This window comes from Sporofaciens sp. SGI.106, from assembly GCF_050314255.1.
Classification (GTDB): domain Bacteria; phylum Bacillota; class Clostridia; order Lachnospirales; family Lachnospiraceae; genus Claveliimonas.
In genome coordinates this window covers 13204-31918 of the sequence record NZ_JBNPMZ010000013.1, presented here as the reverse complement: position 1 = coordinate 31918, position 18715 = coordinate 13204, and the positions used below count along the sequence as shown (strand labels likewise).

The 18715-nt window shown below is 41.8% G+C and carries 14 protein-coding genes; 2 read left to right on the top strand and 12 right to left on the bottom strand.

Annotated elements, in window-relative coordinates:
* Window positions 1–28: 28 nt before the first annotated feature.
* From ACQRCC_RS10270 to ACQRCC_RS10255, 4 genes are read right to left on the bottom strand one after another with little or no spacing between them, the layout of a single operon-like run.
* Entirely contained in the window at window positions 29–1189 is a 1161-nt protein-coding gene (locus tag ACQRCC_RS10270; RefSeq protein WP_427850688.1) for a DHHW family protein, read from the bottom strand.
* An 8-nt stretch (window positions 1190–1197) separates the two neighbouring features.
* Window positions 1198–2607 (bottom strand): MBOAT family O-acyltransferase, encoded by a 1410-nt coding sequence (locus ACQRCC_RS10265; RefSeq protein WP_427850687.1) that lies wholly within the window; start codon window positions 2605–2607, stop codon window positions 1198–1200.
* A 17-nt stretch (window positions 2608–2624) separates the two neighbouring features.
* Window positions 2625–3119, bottom strand: a complete 495-nt coding sequence (locus ACQRCC_RS10260; protein ID WP_427850686.1) for a DUF4358 domain-containing protein — start codon at window positions 3117–3119, stop codon at window positions 2625–2627.
* Window positions 3116–3787 (bottom strand): GDSL-type esterase/lipase family protein, encoded by a 672-nt coding sequence (locus ACQRCC_RS10255; protein ID WP_427850685.1) that lies wholly within the window; start codon window positions 3785–3787, stop codon window positions 3116–3118. Before ACQRCC_RS10255 ends, ACQRCC_RS10260 begins: the two co-directional genes overlap by 4 nt.
* Window positions 3788–4033: 246 nt before the next feature.
* Between ACQRCC_RS10255 and ACQRCC_RS10250 the strand changes: the two genes are divergently transcribed.
* The gene (locus ACQRCC_RS10250) at window positions 4034–4516 is read left to right on the top strand and encodes a DUF5721 family protein (RefSeq protein WP_427850684.1); all 483 of its coding nucleotides are present in this window, start codon (window positions 4034–4036) and stop codon (window positions 4514–4516) included.
* Between the two features lie 49 nt (window positions 4517–4565).
* Here ACQRCC_RS10250 and htpG read toward each other — a convergent pair whose 3' ends face one another.
* From htpG to ACQRCC_RS10215, 7 genes are all read right to left on the bottom strand, one after another.
* Window positions 4566–6629: a molecular chaperone HtpG gene (htpG, locus tag ACQRCC_RS10245; RefSeq protein ID WP_427850683.1), complete on the bottom strand. Its 2064-nt coding sequence runs from the start codon at window positions 6627–6629 to the stop codon at window positions 4566–4568.
* A gap of 176 nt (window positions 6630–6805) precedes the next feature.
* The gene (locus ACQRCC_RS10240; protein WP_427850682.1) at window positions 6806–10219 is read right to left on the bottom strand and encodes an FtsX-like permease family protein; all 3414 of its coding nucleotides are present in this window, start codon (window positions 10217–10219) and stop codon (window positions 6806–6808) included.
* Between the two features lie 160 nt (window positions 10220–10379).
* Window positions 10380–11813, bottom strand: coding sequence for an Asp-tRNA(Asn)/Glu-tRNA(Gln) amidotransferase subunit GatB (gene gatB / locus ACQRCC_RS10235; RefSeq protein ID WP_427850681.1), 1434 nt, complete (start codon window positions 11811–11813; stop codon window positions 10380–10382).
* Window positions 11814–11815: 2 nt separating this feature from the next.
* Window positions 11816–13312, bottom strand: a complete 1497-nt coding sequence (gene gatA / locus ACQRCC_RS10230; RefSeq protein ID WP_427850680.1) for an Asp-tRNA(Asn)/Glu-tRNA(Gln) amidotransferase subunit GatA — start codon at window positions 13310–13312, stop codon at window positions 11816–11818.
* A 13-nt stretch (window positions 13313–13325) separates the two neighbouring features.
* Window positions 13326–13619: an Asp-tRNA(Asn)/Glu-tRNA(Gln) amidotransferase subunit GatC gene (gene gatC / locus ACQRCC_RS10225; RefSeq protein ID WP_427850679.1), complete on the bottom strand. Its 294-nt coding sequence runs from the start codon at window positions 13617–13619 to the stop codon at window positions 13326–13328.
* 16 nt (window positions 13620–13635) lie between these two features.
* Window positions 13636–14970 carry an aspartate--tRNA(Asn) ligase gene (gene aspS, locus ACQRCC_RS10220; protein WP_427850678.1) on the bottom strand — a complete coding sequence of 445 codons (1335 nt, stop codon included), beginning with the start codon at window positions 14968–14970 and terminating at the stop codon, window positions 13636–13638.
* Window positions 14971–15359: 389 nt separating this feature from the next.
* Complete coding sequence (locus ACQRCC_RS10215) at window positions 15360–16916, bottom strand: ClC family H(+)/Cl(-) exchange transporter (protein WP_427850677.1); 1557 nt, start codon at window positions 16914–16916, stop codon at window positions 15360–15362.
* Between the two features lie 138 nt (window positions 16917–17054).
* Here ACQRCC_RS10215 and ACQRCC_RS10210 point away from each other — a divergent pair, with 138 nt between their 5' ends.
* On the top strand, window positions 17055–18428 hold the full coding sequence (locus tag ACQRCC_RS10210) for a CapA family protein (RefSeq protein ID WP_427850676.1): 1374 nt from the start codon (window positions 17055–17057) through the stop codon (window positions 18426–18428).
* A gap of 108 nt (window positions 18429–18536) precedes the next feature.
* Here the strand turns inward: ACQRCC_RS10210 and ACQRCC_RS10205 are convergent, their stop codons facing one another.
* Window positions 18537–18710, bottom strand: coding sequence for a hypothetical protein (locus tag ACQRCC_RS10205; RefSeq protein WP_427850675.1), 174 nt, complete (start codon window positions 18708–18710; stop codon window positions 18537–18539).
* Between the last annotated feature and the right edge of the window lie 5 nt (window positions 18711–18715).

Sequence of the window (18715 nt, the reverse complement as noted above, 5' to 3'; positions counted from 1 at the left end):
CATTTACTCCCTGTCAGCATGTGATACCCTATTCCAAAACTGCACTGATATTCTTATCTTCAACAAATGTATTGGTATTATACAAAAAGAGGATTTCATCTATTCCATAATTCTTCACTAATTCTTTTACACTTCCATAGTAATATCGCGGATCCACTACCACAATTTCCTGATATTCCGATGCCAGAAACGGAATAAAACAATTCGCATATGAATCTTTTACAATCAAAATCCTTTTATTTACATCTGAAGTTGTGGATATATCAATCAATGGATAGTTACCACCAAGAAACACGGCATACTTATCCTTCTCCTTCAACTTGGAGCTGTCATACCATGATACCTTCTTCTCCTGCTGTTGCACATAAAGAAGGACAGCCTCAGGCATCTTTTCCGAATAATAGATATAAATAGGCTCCTCATATCCCAGTTCGTATCCACTGGTAGAAGACAAAGTTCCATTAAAAGAAGTAGTAACGGCATATGGCTTCATTTTTTTCGCAGTTTTATCAGATATACCGGCTTCTTTTGCAAAAGCCTGAAAACCATAATATGCCCCCAGTGTTGTCCAGTGATGATCTGTACGATAATATATATCCTCGTCTTTATGCTCCTGAAGTGTCTTTTTCATATCAACCCAGCGAATCTGTCCATCCAGCTTTTTCTGAATTTCACTCAACAGCCTGTCCTGATTCTCGGTTACAGCAAAAAGCGGAAGTCTATCGCTGAGCACATTGGCGGCATTTGGAACCAGACACATATAAATCGGCATATCCGTATTTTCTTCCTGAAATGAATTAATTGCTTCCAGGTTCTCCCGCATAGCCTTGTTATCCGGCGTCTTGATTTCCTCCAGAAGATAATGATCTCTCCCTTTATATACTCCTCTGGATTCACGCTCTCCTCCAAAGTATGATATTTTGGTCTTTAAAGACATCCAGAAATTTCTTCCGGCAAATTGATCTGATTTATAATCTTCGTAATCCTCCATAAATTTTCCATTTACCACTGTCGCCACCGTAAGCTTCGGTTTCTGCGCCAACGCTCTGTTCTCACTGTTTGAAAATTCTCTGTCAGGCTTTACGATATTTACAATCAAAAATACAGCAAGTGCCAGGATAAATAATAATCCTGCCACCTTGTTCCTCTGATTTTCTCTTTTTCTTTTTCTGCCTCGTTTTTCTTCCATGTTATCCCCTAGAATCTAAAATATAAAAATGGATTATATGTCTCTGTAACTAAAAATGCAATACAAATAAGAAACAGTATGCCATAAGCTACCGTATTCACAAGTACAGCAGCCTTTTTTCCCAGCTGACGCAGGAATCTTTCGTATATCCGATAAAGTCCCGGTGCAGAAGCAAGAATTGCAACAAGCCACATCATCCAGTCAGAAAGGATAAAATATATAGCCTGTCTGTCGATGATCCCATGACCTCCCACACCAAACATAAGTCCCAGATATCTTACTGCCTCCGCCATATTATTTCCTGCGAAAAACACCCATCCGATCATAACCAGCACCATCGTATAGACGTGCCGTAAGAACCCCGGAATACGTTCCAGAACATTGACCAGAAAATATTTCTCGACAAGAAGAAGGATACCATAATACATTCCCCACGCCACAAAGTTCCATGCGGCTCCATGCCATAATCCGGTCAAAAACCACACGATCAGAATATTCCTGATATGACGCGTTGTGTTTACGCGATTACCTCCAAGAGGTATGTACACATATTCTTTAAACCATGTACTCAGTGAAATATGCCATCTTCTCCAGAATTCCGTAATACTGGATGAAATATATGGATAATCAAAGTTCTTCATAAATTCAAATCCGAACATTTTTCCCAATCCGATTGCCATATCTGAATACCCGCCAAAATCGAAATATATCTGGAACGTATATGCCGCAATCCCAACCCATGCAGTCAGCACGGATACTTCCGTAGAGGGTAAACCTGTTATTTTTGTATAAACCATTCCAGCCACATTGGCAAGCAGGATTTTTTTCGCAAGCCCCCGGATAAAATAGACAGTTCCGTCTCCGAATTTCGTCAGGCTGATTTGTCTTTTTTTCAGTTGGTCATTAATATCCTTATACTTAACAATCGGTCCCGCAATCAGCTGAGGAAACATGGTAACGTATACGCCAAAATCCAGAAGATTAGTCTGTACTTTTACCGTCCCCCTGTACACATCAATAATATAGGATAGTGTCTGAAATGTATAAAAAGAAATTCCGATAGGAAGTGCCAGTTCTGTGTATGGAATATGGAAAGGAAGCACAGCGTTCAGGCTATCTATCAGAAATCCATAATACTTAAAAAAGCCCAGAATCATAAGATTGATCGTCACATTAAATATCAAACTCTTCTTTGCCTTACTTCGTTCCTTCAGATTTCTGGCTATATCAAGTCCGGAAACATAATTAAATAATATGGAAAATATCATCAAAAAAATATATACCGGCTCTCCCCATGCATAAAAAATCAAACTGCTGATAAGAAGTACAAGATTTTTCAATTTCCATGGTACAAGATAATATATAAATAATGTAACCGGAAGAAATGTAAATAAAAAAGTGATACTGCTGAATAACATACGTTTATTCTCTCTTTCTACAATGCCTTTCTAAATGCTTCCCGAATCTTCTCTGCATCCGGTGAAATAGCCATCAGAATGTATCTTCCCTTCTGATCAACTACCGACTGATCAAGAAGTTTCATCTGCTCCGTACCATATCCGTCAAAATTATTTTTCTGACGGGAGATCCTGTCCTCAATAGACTCGACTACCTCTGTCATCTGTTCCAGATCATTGGTATGAACCAGTAAAATTTCCTCTGCCCCCATAGCATCTTTTGATGTATAAAGGGTCACCCCATCATAATCCTTATCATAAAAGCCATAATACTTCCGGATCTTCATACTATCCGCTTTTTCCAATCCTTCCAGATCACAGGATCCGAATACTGCACTTTCCACAACATCATAGGCTGTCTGACTGTCAGCATTCATAGCCAGAAGAAGTCCAATATAAACGGCAAACACCAGTACCATTCCGTATTTACAAATATTAATTATATCCAATTCACCTGTGAATTTCTTTTTCATAATTCAGCAACCTCTATCATCCGCTTTGCCCAACTTTCATAATACGCCGGACGGAAATGGATTCCATCTGCCTCGTACATATCTTCTGTGATAAGATCACGGGTATCAATAAATGTGACATTCCCATCTTCCTCGCACATAGCTTTGAGCGCATCATTATACTCCTCATTTTTCTGATACTGTGGCTGCTTTGCTATTGCTTCCTGATTGGCCGGTGTAATACTGGTAATATAAAATTCAGCCTCAGGCAACATTTTCCGCATTTCATCCAGAAACTCCTTATACTCCTGGCTAAAAGAAGCACCTGTTCCATTCGGATCCTCTATATCATTCAGCCCATATGCAAGAAACACTTTTCCCGGATTCAGCTGACTTGCCTTCTCCATTTGCTCCTGAGCATTGCGCAGCATCATTCCAATATCTGCAACTACAACTGATTCATCCAATACCTGATATTCAACCAGTTCATTCGCAATGGAATCTCCCATCACGACACAGCCGCGAAAATGCTCCGGAATAGAGCCTGTATCTATATCTTCATCTGTGCCCTCTTTATCTTTTTTCGGTCTCATAGCCTGAATCTTCGCATCAATCTCCGAAACATCTTTCTTTTCCAGTTCCCGCAAAATCTTCAATCCTTCTGATGTGTCTATGGTTCTCTCATTCATTTTCCTATATATAAAAAAACAGATGATTCCCAGCAGCACAATGCCTGAAATTAATATCAGTCGTTGTTTTCGAACCGACATTTTCCTACTTTTATTCATCAAACCCGTTATTCCTCGCTTACTATATCATACTTTGTTAAGTATACCTTTTTTTACATAAAAAGTCAATTCACCCGCACAATCGCTGCCTGTATATGTTATACTAAACTCAGACTATGTAAAATAACGAAACATGAGGAACACACTATGATCCGCTTAAATATTGACACAAAAAAATGCACCACAGAACTTTTGCTTCGTAATACCTTCGATGAATTTTTTCTTATAGAAGGAACCATTACCACCTTCAACGAATTCCACATTGACGGGTATCTTCATCCGGATTTTTTTGAGGAAAGTCCCGAACGAAAATATTCCCTCTGGAGAGAGGTCCGTGAATACTGTTTTTCGATTATAAAAGGAAAACGAACACCTCTGAATTTTAAATTTATTTTCTCCCTGTCCCCAACTGCAATCAGAAAATTTCTACTGACACAGGATTTGGATTTTCAACCCGAAAATGTACAGGGACTCTACCTCAATCTCCTGTTTGACGGTACTTCCCTCACCTGCATAACCGGTACTTCTCTCACACTTTTCACTTTAGACAAAAGTCTGGAACGCGCCTGGGATAAATGGGTACGGAATTTCTTCGAGGCCCATCAGATTTCCAATAACGACGTATTCTAAAAAATGGTGGTTCCTCAACACGAGGTTCCACCATTTTTGTTTGAATTCTTTATTTTGTCAAAAGCATCATAATATCATTGCTTCTCTTTACAAATGCCGTCATCTCTTCCGGATTCAGAGGCTTATGTGCCAGCATAGCCAGATCATAAAGCTGTTTACAGATCACTCCTGTATGTTCTCCCTCTTTATGCTCAACCACGTACTGAACCAGCGGATGATTTGCATTCAGAATCAGTGTTCCCTGACTTCCGAACATAGACGGATCCATACCTGCCATACCGTACATCTTCATCATTTCCTGCATACGGCGGTTTTCCTCAGACAGTGTAATCATGGAAGCTATATTTTCATCTTTTAATTTTTCAACTTTCACATCCAGCTTCTCATCTCCCAGCTCTTTGCGGAAGATTTCAATCAGGCTGTCTGTAGTAGCCTTGAATGCTTCCTTTTCCTCTTCTGCCACTTCTTCTTTCACAGAATCTGTTACATTGGCATCAATTCTCTGGAAACGCACATTCGGATTGCGCTGCTCAAGCTGCGTGATGAATGGAGAATCAATATTATGAGTCAGGATTACCGCATCCTGTTCATGAGCTTTAAACATATTAATATACTGACTCTGCTGCTGTTCATCTGTTACATAATAAATTGTTGTCTTCAGCTCTTCTACATTATTTTCATCGCCATCGTTATCTGCATCCTTCTGTTCCTTCGGATCAATGACGGTTCCTCCGTTCTCCTCGATACATTCCTTCAAAGTCAGATATTTGTGATCAATATTCTTAAACAGGATATAATCCATCATCTTATCACAGAATTTCTCATCCTTCAGACATCCGAATTTAATAAACGGACTGATATCATCCCAGTATTTCTCATAATTTTCTTTGTCAGTCTTGCACATTCCGCTCAGTTTATCTGCAACCTTTTTAGAAATGTAATCCGCAATCTTGTTGACAAATCCATCGTTCTGAAGTGCACTTCGAGACACATTCAGCGGAAGATCCGGACAGTCAATTACTCCCTTAAGCACCATGAGAAATTCCGGAATAACCTCTTTAATATTATCAGCAATGAAAACCTGATTATTATATAACTTAATTGTTCCCTCAATAGAATCATACTCTGTATTAATTTTCGGGAAATACAGGATACCTTTTAAATTGAACGGATAATCCATATTCAGATGAATCCAGAATAATGGTTCTTTATAATCCATGAATACCTTTCGATAGAACTCAATATAGTCCTCCTTTGTGCATTCATTCGGATGCTTTGTCCAAAGCGGTGCAGTATCATTCAGAGCGACAGGACGCTTATTGATTTTTACCTTATCTCTGGCAGGAGATACTTCTACCATCTCCTTCTCGCCATTTTCATTTTCTTTTTCTTCCATCTTAGCTTCTTCATGAATACGTTCTACAACCACATCATCCTCACGAAGATCTGCCTCGTCGATAGTCTCAAACTCCTGCTCAGCATTTGCTTTGGAAAGGAAAATCGGAACCGGCATAAAGGAACAATATTTTTCCAGCACCTCTCTTGCACGATATTCATTTGCAAATTCCAGACTGTCTTCATTCAGGAACAGCGTAATTTCAGTACCAACACCAGCCTTATCTCCATCGGACATTTCGTATTCTGTACCGCCATCACTTACCCAATGAACCGGTGTTGCACCTTCTTTATAAGAAAGAGTATCGATATGAACTTCGTCTGCAACCATAAAGGCAGAATAAAATCCCAGTCCAAAATGACCGATCATATCGTCCTCTGTTGTCTTATCCTTATACTTTTCCAGAAACTGGGTTGCACCGGAAAATGCAATCTGTGTAATGTATTCTTCTACCTCATCAGCTGTCATACCAAGACCGTTATCAATAAATTTCAGGGTCTTCTCCTCCGGATTAACGATAACCTGAAGTTCCGGCTTATAATCTTCCGGTGCATTGTACTCACCCATCATATCCAGCTTTTTCAGCTTTGTAATAGCATCACATCCGTTAGAAATCATTTCACGGAAGAAAATATCGTGGTCGGAATATACCCATTTTTTAATGATAGGGAAAATATTCTCACTGCTGATTGATAATGAACCTTTTTTTGCTGCCATGTATATCACTCCTTAATTTTATATTATTTGACAACTTTTTTGTGAAATTTTTACTTCTTCACTTGCTAATGAACATGATAATACCCAGAATTTCAAATGTCAATAGAAAATTAGCACTCTTTCAACAAGAGTGCTAACAATTTTCTTAAGAATATAAACTTTTTATAAATTTTTCTCTACTCCACGCTCTTCAAAGACTCTACCATGTCTATTTTTTTCAACTTGAAGTACATTACCCAGTTTACAAAACAGGAAAATCCTATAGTAAATAACATACTGTAAATATAACTGGTTCTATTGATAATTCTTCCAAACATTACAGAATCAACTTCCACTGTCTCAATAATAAACCTGTGCAGCACCGCTCCAAGGCCACAACCAACCACGACTCCGATCAATGTAAGAATAATATTCTCCCTGTACACATAGGCACTGACCTCCTGATCATAAAATCCCAGAACCTTCAGCGTGGCAAGTTCTCTGCGCCGCTCTGTGATATTAATATTATTCAGATTATAGAGCACCACAAAAGCAAGCATACCGGCAGATATAATCAGTACCATAGTAACCAGATTCAGCGTCTTCAGCATATTATTCAACTGCTCTTCAATATCACTGAGATAACTTACATTCAGAACAGCCTCCTCATTCAAAATTCTCTCACCTGTTTCTTCCAGTTTTGTACCTTTATCATCAGAAGCAGTAAAGTATATACAATTTGGTTCAAAATCTCTGCCATAGATTTCCTCGTAAAGATTTTTTGACATATACAGATAGTGGCTCATATAATTTTCGCAGATATGTGCTACTTTTACCTCATGATTACCATTTTCCGTATCCTGTATCTCTAAAGTATCACCGACCTTTACCCCCAGCTTCTTCGCTGATTTTTCATTAAGAATGACTCCCTCATCATCCAGTTCATAAACTTCCCCGGAAATTCTGTCATGGAATTTTACAAAGGAATCTATCTCCTTCATATCCTCCGGTACTGCCTGATACACATTCCATTTAACAGAATCTTTGATCAGCGTCACATTTTTCATATTCATATTCAGAAACGACTCCACTCCTTGATCTGCTTCAAGATCATCCATAAGAGTTTCCCGATCCTCCTCCGAAACATCCTCTTTAAGATAAGCCATACCGTCATATATCTGAATTTCTTTGTACTGAATACCGGCAATCTCAAAGATAGAATCCTTAAGGCCAAATCCCACCAGCATCAATCCCATACAGCCGCCGATTCCAAATATAGTCATAAAAAAACGTTTTTTATAACGGAACATATTCCGAATCGTTGATTTCCAGATAAAACTCAGATGTTTCCATATAAATGTAATCCGTTCCACGAAAACACGTTTTCCTTTTTTCGGTGCAGGCGGACGCATCAGTACCGCAGGCTGCGATGCCAGCTCTCTGTAGCAGGCGATCATAGTCGCTGCCAGAGTACACAAAAGAGCGGCGGCCGTCGCCATCACAGCATAGTCCATATTATATGGAACCTTTATATCCATCATATAGGGGTAAATCGTCCTGCTGTATGCATAGACTATTATATATGGAATTACTTTCTCTCCTATCAGTACGCCAAGTACACTTCCTCCTAATGTAGCCGCAAAAGCATATCCCAGATATTTAGACGCAATAGCGAATTTACCATATCCCAACGCTTTCATGGTTCCTATCTGGGTTCTCTGTTCCTCTACCATACGCGTCATACTGGTAAGACTGATAAGCGCTGCCACAAGGAAAAACAGCACCGGAAACACCTGTCCTATTGCTTTCATTCGATCTGCATTTTCTCCATACCCCATATGTTCCGGAAGGGCACTTCTATCATTTATATACCACTTTGCTTCCGGAATATTCTGAATTTCTTCTACCGCATCCGCAATCTTTGCCTCTCCCTCTGCAATTTCCTTCCAGGCTTCCTGTTCCGCCTCAGCAAGTTCTATTCTCGCATCTGCAAGCTCCGGTTCTTTCGATGCAATCTCAGCTTTCGCTTCTACGAGCTTTCCTTCCTGTGTACGAAGTTCTGCCCACCCGCTGTCAATCTGTGTCTGCCCGTCTGCAATCTGGGCTTCTGCCTCCTTCAGTTGTGTATCAGATGCATCAAGCTGAGCCTTTGCCATAGAAAGATCGGCCCCTGTCTGATCAAGGAGTCCCTTATTTTCTTCTAATTGCTCTTTTACAGCCTCCAATCGAATCCTTGTTTCTTCTAATTCAGCCTCTCCCTCAGCCAACTGCCGTTCATAACCATCCAGTTCTTCCTTCGCATTCGCATATGCAGCCTCTCCCGCATCAAGCTGAACCTTTATTTCTTCTGCCTCTTTTTCTTTTCCCGGAATCTCTTTTATCATATTATAGTATTCCCAGGTTGCATCGAGACTGATTCTCTGCTTCTCCAGTTCTTCCCTTCCCGCCTGAATCACAGTTTCATATTCTGCCTTCTGCTGCCGGAACTTCTCTGCTCCCTGCTGATACTGTGCCATTCCTTCTTCATATGCCGCCACGCCCTGCTGATACTGTGCCAGCCCTTCTTCATATGCTTCCGCCCCCTGCTGATATTGCATTAATCCAGCCTCATACTGCTGTTTGCCGGACTGATACTGTGTTTTTGCAGTATTCAGTTCCTGCTGTTTTTCTGTCAGCGTTATCTTCCCAGAAGCAATCTGGCTCTCACCCTCTGCTATCTGCATTTTTGCATCGCTGATCTGCTTTTCTCCATCCGCTATCTGAACCCTGGCGTCATTAAGCTTTTCCACAGCTTCTTTCTTTCCGTCTTCCAATTTCTTTTTTGCGTCTTCAAGCTCTTCATTTGCTTCTCCAACCAGTGAATCTCTTCGAATCTTTCCACGGGTTTCAGCGATTGCTTCCACATTTTCTATAATTTCTTCTACTTTGTCTTCATAGGGATCACTATAAGCCTGAAGTTCCTCTGTATCTTCTGTACGTATGTATATTTCTGTAAAAACATCCGTATGAAATGCCGATTCTTCCACCATCACAAATCCACTGACACTTCCGGTTCCTATCATGGAACTGCCACGATTCAGAGAAATATAGCAGGGACTGCTGCCGATTCCCACTACTTTCAGCTTATCTGTCCGAAGAGTATCCGTAATCGGTGTATCGTTTCCTGACTCTACCCAGATAACATCACCAATCTTATAGTTCGTTCTGGCATCCACCAGACACTCATCCTTTTTCTCCGGCAAACGACCTTTCAATATCTCAACTGTATTCATATCATCTGTCAGCGAAGCGATATGCAACACCTTCTGGTTGGCATCATCCCTGCAAAGTACATCTACACTGTATGCTCCCACAGCCTGCTCCACCCCATCTGCCTGCGCAATCGATTTTATATCATCTTCTGTAACTCCAAGGGTACTGACTGCCCGAATATCCATAAGATTCAGCCGGTCAAAATAAGAATCTCCCGTCAGCAACATATCCGGCTGAGCAGAACGAATTCCAGAAAAGAACGCAACGCCAAGAGCTACTATGAAAAAGATAGACATAAACCGACCCATGCTTCGACGGATTTCCATATAAAAATCTTTTCGCATTGCCTTTTTATGCATAACTCTTATCCACCTCTCTCATAATAATTATCGTTAACTCATATTATAGCATTTTGCCGGATGGTTGTCCTCTCACTTCAGGCAAGTTTATAAGAATTTAAGAAAGATAGGGGACGGTTCTCTGTCCGGGATCAACCGGACAAAGAACCGTCCCCTATCTTTACTTCAGCATCTCGCGCAGCATCTGGTTAACCATTCCCGGATTTGCTTTTCCTTTCATTGCTTTCATTGTCTGTCCCACCAATGCACCGAGAGCTTTCTCCTTTCCGCCGCGGTAATCAGCTACCGCCTGCGGGTTATCTTCAATTACTTTTTTAAGTACTTCTTGAAGAGCTCCCGTATCATTGACGGTTTTTAATCCATGCTCTTCCACATATTTATCCGGATCAATATCTTCATCAAATATCTTTTCAAACACCTCTTTTGCCACAGAGCTGTTGATAGTACCTGCCTCTGTAAGAGCAATCAGTTTCGCAAGATTTTCCGGTGAGAATGACAGTTTCTCCGGCTCCATGTCGCGATCCTTCAGGAGCCTGAGCGTCTCTACCATCAGCCAGTTGGATACTTTCTTCGGTTTGCCGCAGATAGCAGTAGTAGCTTCAAAAATATCTGCCAACTTCTTGGAACCGGTAATAATCTCCGCATCATACTGGGGAATGTCAAATTCTTTCTTGTAACGTTCCAGTTTTTCTGTGCGGAATTCCGGCTGTCTTGCACGGATTTCTTCGATCCATTCATCACTGATCACTATCGGCACCAGATCCGGTTCCGGGAAATACCGGTAATCCTGAGCATCCTCTTTGGAACGCATCGCATGGGAAGATTCCTTATTATCATCCCATCGTCTGGTCTCCTGTATCACCGGTCTGCCCGCTTCAAGCAGATCTATCTGTCTCTGACGTTCTCCCTCAATAGCATGGGTAATCGCTTTAAAAGAGTTCAGATTCTTCATCTCTGTTCTGGTTCCGAACTTCTCCGTTCCTGCTTCTCTGACAGAAAGATTCACGTCTGCTCTCATAGAGCCCTCCTGTAATTTACAGTCAGAAGCTCCCAGATACTGAATAATCAGTCTCAGTTTTTCCAGATAGGCAATTACCTCTTCCGCAGAACGCATATCCGGCTCAGATACAATTTCCACCAATGGCACACCACTTCGATTATAATCTACAAGAGAAGTGTCATCCCATTCATCATGAATAAGCTTGCCTGCATCTTCTTCCATATGCATCTCATGGATACGGATCTTCTTTTTCCGATCTCCCACTTCGATTTCCACATATCCATTTCTGGCAATCGGAAGATATAGCTGAGAAATCTGATAGTTCTGCGGATTGTCCGGATAAAAATAATTCTTTCGGTCGAACTTGCATACCCTGGTAATCTCACAATTGGTCGCAAGACCGATAGCTGCTGCATACTCTACCACCTGCTTATTCAGAACCGGAAGAGATCCCGGCATTCCCGTACAAACCGGACAGGTATGAGTATTAGGTGCTCCACCGAACTCTGTACTGCAGGAACAGAAAATCTTTGTTTTGGTAGCCAGTTCCACATGAACTTCCAGACCAATGACTGTCTCATACTGTTTTGCCATAATTATCTGTCTCCTTTCTGCTGTCCGTCTTCTTTGCATGTTTTCACAATATCCGGTCTTTCATATTTTCTGCTCTGTTCAAATGCATATGCCGCACGAATAATAGTTTTTTCCTTAAAGCAGTCTCCAATCAGCTGCATACCTATTGGAAGACCTTTGGAATCTCTTCCCGCAGGAACTGTAATACCCGGAAGACCTGCCAGATTCACGGCAACCGTATAGATATCACCCAAATACATCTTCAGAGGGTCACTTAAACTTTTACCAAGCTCCGGAGCTGTCGTCGGCGCTGCCGGACTCAGGATAATATCATAAGAAGCAAATGCCTTATCAAATGCCTGTTTAATCAGAGCCTTTGTGCGAAGCGCTTTCAAGTAGTAAGCATCATAATATCCGGAACTTAAGACAAAGGATCCCAGCATAATTCTTCGTTTTACCTCTGCTCCAAAGCCCTCTGAACGGGATTTTTTATACATATTATGAAGCCCCTCGTATTCTTCTGTCCGGTATCCGTATTTCACACCGTCAAACCGGGACAGATTGGAACTTGCCTCAGCAGAAGCAATCACGTAATATGCCGGAATTGCATATTCTACCAGGCTCAGATCAAATTCCTCCACAATGGCACCTTTATCTTCCAGTACCTTTGCGGCTTTCATCAAAGTCTCCTTTACTTCCGGATCCAGCCCTTTTCCAAAATAATCTCTTGGGATTCCAATTTTTAATCCCTTCACATCATCCACCAGCGCACTTGTAAAATCATAGTCCTTTCGCTCAATTGAAGTGCTGTCTTTACTGTCATGGGAAGCAATAGCTTCCAGTACAGTCGCACAGTCTGTCACATCCTTTGCAATCGGTCCGATCTGATCCAAAGAAGAACCGTAAGCAATCAGTCCATAACGGGATACTGTTCCGTAAGTAGGCTTTATACCAACCACGCCGCAGAAAGAACTGGGCTGACGGATAGAACCGCCGGTATCAGACCCCAAAGCGTAAAAGCACTCTTCTGCTGCCACAGCCGCACAGGAACCGCCGGAAGAACCACCCGGTACATGTTCCAGATTCCAGGGGTTTCTGGTCACTCCATAATAGGATGTCTCTGTCGTACTTCCCATGGCAAATTCATCCATGTTCGTCTTTCCTAAAATAACTGCTCCTGCCTTCTCCAGATTCAGAACTGCTTCAGCCGTAAAGGTTGGCTTGAAATTAGAAAGAATCTTTGAACTGCAGGTCGTCAGCATATCTTTAGTACACATATTATCCTTAATAGCCACCGGAACACCTGCAAGAGGACCGGTCAGTGTACCACTATCAATAAGCTCCTGTACTTCTTTTGCGCGCTTCAGCGCTCCTTCCCGGTCAACCGTTACATAGCTGTGTACCTTGTCTTCCACTCTGTCAATCTGTTCCAGCGCCGCCTCCACAGCTTCTACCACTGAGATTTCTTTTGCTTTTATTCTTTTTCCAATCTCTACTGCTGTCAAACTCATGATATCCATTCTGCCGCGCCTCCTATCCAATCGTCTTCGGTACTTTAAAGCTCTGATCCTTCTGAAGCGGTGCATTGGCAAGGGTATCCGCACTGCCATCGCCGTTCTTCACCACATCCTCACGGAAAACATTCTGAACCGGGAAAACATGAGACATTGGTTCGATTCCTTCCGTATCCAGTTCATTTAAAGTATCAATGTAATCAAGCATCTTTTCCATATCTTCTCTGGCACTTTCCTTCTCTTCTCCGGATAATTCCAGTTTTGCAAGAATGCCTACATATTCAATCGTCTCATCTGATATTTTGTTCGCCATGATAAATCCTCCTCTGCTATGGTTCCAGTCTGCTCAGGTCTCTTGGGAAAAGCGTAGTCTCACGCACATTGTCCTCACCCACAAGCTTCATGGTAAGCCGCTCAAGACCGATTCCCAGACCTCCGTGAGGCGGCATGCCATGTTTGAATGTATCCAGATAATGCGTCAGCCCCTCCGTTTCCATACCTCGTGCTTCCAGTTTATCACACAACATCTGATAATCGTGAATACGCTGTCCTCCGGTAGTGATCTCCATTCCTTTATACAAAAGGTCAAAACTCAGAGTATATCTTGTGTCTTCCGGATCATCCATTGCATAAAATGGTCTCTTTTTAGACGGATAGTGAGTAACAAATACAAAATCACTGTCCCACTCCTCTTTTGCATACTGACTGATCAGCTGCTCCTCTTCCGGTTCCAGATCAAACGGATTCTTTATTCTTCGCTCGTACTTTTCTGACACCTTCTGCTTAATTTCATCAAAACGTACTGCAGGAATCTTCTCTACGTTAGGAAGTGTAATATTCAGGACTTTCAATTCTCTCTGATAGTCTTTTGCAAGTAACGCTGTCATATATTGCAGAAATCCGGTTTCCATCGCCATGATATCTTCAAAGCCGTCAATATATCCCATTTCAAAGTCCAGACTGGTATATTCATTCAAATGTCTCTTTGTATTATGCTTTTCAGCCCGGAAAACCGGTGCCGTTTCAAATACCCTGTCATACACTCCAACCATCATCTGTTTATACAACTGCGGACTCTGCTGAAGAATTGCCGGTCTGTGAAAATATTCCAGACGGAACAGGTTCGCCCCTCCCTCAGCACTTCTGGCACCAATCTTTGGTGTATGGATCTCTGTAAATCCCTGTTCATACAGGAAATCTCTGAATGCTCTCGTAATTCCTTCCTGAATTTTAAATTTTGCACGCTCCCGGATATTGCGCAATGCGATAGAACGATAGTTTAACTTCGCATCCAGTGAAGTATTCAGTTTCCATTTTGAAATGGCAAGAGGCATCATCTCTGAAGCCGGCTCACTCAGAATCCGAACGCTTTCCATGCGTATCTCAATGCCGTTCGGCGCTTTTTCATTCTGCTCCAGAATTCCCTCTGCCTCAATTGTATCTGCTTCTCTCACATCCTTCAGAGAAAAACCGGAAACGCCTTCTTCATATACTCCCTGAAGCAGCCCCTCCCTTTTACGGAGGATGATAAATGCCACATTTCCCATATGACGAATCGTATGCACTGCTCCGTTGACCTTTACCTTCTGCCCGATTCTTTCTGCCTGCATAAGTTCGCTGATTTCCAATGTGTCTTTTTTGTTGATTCCTGTTAAAAATTCCATGTCTGTACTCCTTCCTTCGTGTCCGGAGATCTTCAGCAATAAAAAACGCCCCGGAACACGTAACTACGTATTCCGGGACGGATATCATCTGAATCCGCGGTACCACCCGCCTTGAATCCTGAAAAAGGATTCCTCTCTCATATGCTTAACGCGCACCCACGTACTGACCTACTGCTGTTTCAATCAGTCTGCTCCCAAGTGTTCCCATATCTCCCATTCCTCAAAAGATGCTCTCAGTCGGTGACATCTTATTCCTGTCAAGTTCCAGGGATTAGAGTCTTGTTCATCGCTTTAATTTACTAAAATTTGGTTTTTATACTAACACAGGTTTTCCAATATTGCAAGATTTAATTATAAAAAATTCATTTTTATTTTCATATTTCCAGGATTTACATTCGGCATAATTCTTCCATCGCATCATGTACAACTGCATTATCTCTCTCATCTACCACAGCAATAATTGTGTCACTGGGCAGAAGCAACGTGCGTCCACGGGGAATAATCTCTTCCTCACCCCTTTTGACCGCTATTAGAAGACAGTGTTCCGGCCATTCCACCTCACTGATCCGTTTTCCTGCAGCTGTTGATCCATGCATGATCACAAAAGAAGATAAAACCTTCTGTCCGGACTCTTCCGACACGGGTACTCCCCTTTTCTTCAACAGACGATCGAGAAGACTTTCATAAATAGGTTTGGATCGTAAAAGTGTTGCAACGATATAGGCAATAATTGAGACCAGAGACAATGACATCATATGTTCCACCGAACCGGTCATTTCAAAAATCAAAATAATACCGGTAAGAGGTGCCCTTACAATAGCTGTAAAATATCCCGCCATGGCAAGAAGAACAAAGTTATTCACATACATAGAATCCAGTCCAAGATACATAACTCCCGCTGTTCCGAATGTGCCTCCGATAAATCCTCCCAGCACCAGAAGCGGAAAGAAAATTCCTCCCGGAGCACCGGATCCAAAGCAAATCCCGGAAAAAATAAATTTTGCCACCAATATAAAAATCAGAGACTTTAACATTACATCTTCATGCGTCACCCATTCGATCAATGCATGTCCACTTCCCAAAAGCTCAGGTTTAACAAATCCCAGTACACCGGCACAGAAAAACGGTATCATCAGCTTCACAGTTGTTGAAGCTCCTTTCATATGATTGTAAAGAGACTGCATTTTCAAAGTAAACCAATTATAGAAGGCCCCCAGGACTCCCAGAACGATTCCCAGCAGAATAATCAACCAATAATATTCCTGCGGAAGTTCACGGACAATATCAAACTGAAACACGGAATCCACACCCAGTACTGCCGAACTCAGGAAATCTGCTGTGAGAGATGCAGACATGACCGATACCAGTACAGATACGGAAAAATTCTTATGTACTTCCTCCAGAGAAAACATAACCCCTGCAAGCGGTGCATGAAAAGCTGCCGAAAGCCCTGCACTTGCTCCGCAGGTAAGCAAAAATTTCTCTTCCGTTTTCCCCCGGTCTAAGCCCTTGGATACACCTTTTCCAACCATAGCTCCCAGTTGAATGGACGGACCTTCTCTTCCCAAAGAAAGACCCCCAAGAAGACACAAAAACCCACCTGCAAATTTGGCCGGCAGAACTTTCCACCATACCTGATCCAGTTTACCGGTCATCTCTCCTTCCAGCTGAGGGATACCACTTCCTGATATCAACGGCTCATAATCTACTAATTTTGCCACCAGCACTGCAAGAAATGCCAGAATGACAAACCATCCCACTATTCGAACCGGTGACTCCCCTGCAACGTCCAGAATCATTTGAAGCCATTTCCCCGCATACTCTAAAAAAATCCGGTAAAGAAGTACCACTAATCCTGCAATTCCTCCGACAAGAATTCCTTCTCCAATTAAAACAACCTGAAATCTCTCAGCACGTCTCAATGTGCTGGATATACTTTTTTTCATAACTGTCCTTCTCCCATTATCTTTTCATCCAGTATATAAGTATATACCCATCCTGGTAGTTGACACAAGCCAAATATACCTGTAATATTTTATCATAACATACGAATTATTTTCACTACAAAAGAACAGGAGATACATATGAGTACACAACACCATCAAAACCAGCAGAGGCGCCGGAACATCAAAAAAAGAAAACGTTCCCGTCGTCGCAGAGCTCTGCTTTACAGACGTCTGATCATAGGCGGATTTGCAATCATTATTGTTCTGGTACTTTCACTACTGATCAGTCATGCATTCAAGGGAAAAAAAGATTCTGCGGACAAAGAAACAAAAGAGGTTTCCTCCGTAACAGTTAAGAATGAAACAGACAAAGAAGAAACGGAAAAAGCAAAAGAAGCTACTGCTACCATATTAACGGCCGGTGACATTATAGTCCATAAGCCTTTTCTGACCTCCTCCCAATATTTGAAATCTGACGGAACTTATGATTATAATTCCATTTTCACTTATGTTAAAGATGATTATGAGGCAGCTGATTTCACGGTTACAACTGTTGAGGGAGCATTGACGGAAGGAAATTATAGTGGTTACCCCATGTTCTGCTCACCGGACTCTGTTGCCACCACACTTTCCAACAATGGAGTAGATATGTGTCTGCTAGCCAACAATCATATTTATGATAATTTTGATGACGGTCTTCAGCGCACAATGGATGTCATGACAGCCAATTCCCTTCTTTACACAGGATTAAGGAAAACCACCGCAGACAAACCTTATCTGATTCAGGAAATCAACGGCATCAAGGTTGGATTTTTTAATTATGTATTTGAGACAGAACGGGTAAATGGTCAGAAGACAATCAATGGTATTGCCGTAAGCGATGAGAGTTCTGAGCTGATCAATTCCTTCAATTCTCAGGATCTGGACTCTTTCTATGAGAAGATTGAAACCGGACTGAGCGAAATGAAAGAAGAAGACGTAGAATTTACCATCGTATATATGCATTGGGGAATCGAATATCAGACCACAGAATCTGCTGAACAGGATACCATGGCACAGAAATTATGCGATCTGGGCGTTGATGCACTGATTGGCAGCCATCCCCACGTAATTCAGCCTGTAGATCTTCTGACAAGCTCTGACGGAGCTCACCAGATGCTTTGTGCATATGCAATTGGAAACCTTCTGTCCAATCAAAGAACAGAATATATGGACGGGCTTGCTTATGGACACACAGAAGACGGTGTCATGCTTGAACTCACGATTCAACGCGATGACGAAGGCAAGATTTCTATAACTAAAGCAGATTTCACTCCGACCTGGGTAGCTTATTTTACCAACAACGATCCTGAGTATTATATTTTACCGGTAAATGAACCGGAGAAACTACCGGAAACCACCGGAATGGATGTTACTGCAGATGCAAAAGAATCTCTGGAACGCACAAATGCAATTATCGGAGCAGGCGTTCAAAAAGTACAAAATGCTCTGCCAATTCTGGAAAATCAATAATGAGCCTGTTAACGGGTATACCTGATGAGAGATAACTCCCGCCTCTTTAGGAGACGGGTAGGAAATGAATATCGGTGTACCCGTTTTTTCTTCAGTAGCTCCCTTCTTCTACCTCTCCAGCTCACGGGAGGCATAATACACAATTCCCAGACACAGTAACCACAATAACATATAGATGCTTCCCGGTAATGTAGTCTCTGTAAATCCATATACAAAAGATACAAGAAACATCAGAATCAATCCTACAGCCAGACAGCAGATTATACACATTTTTTTCAACATAAAAA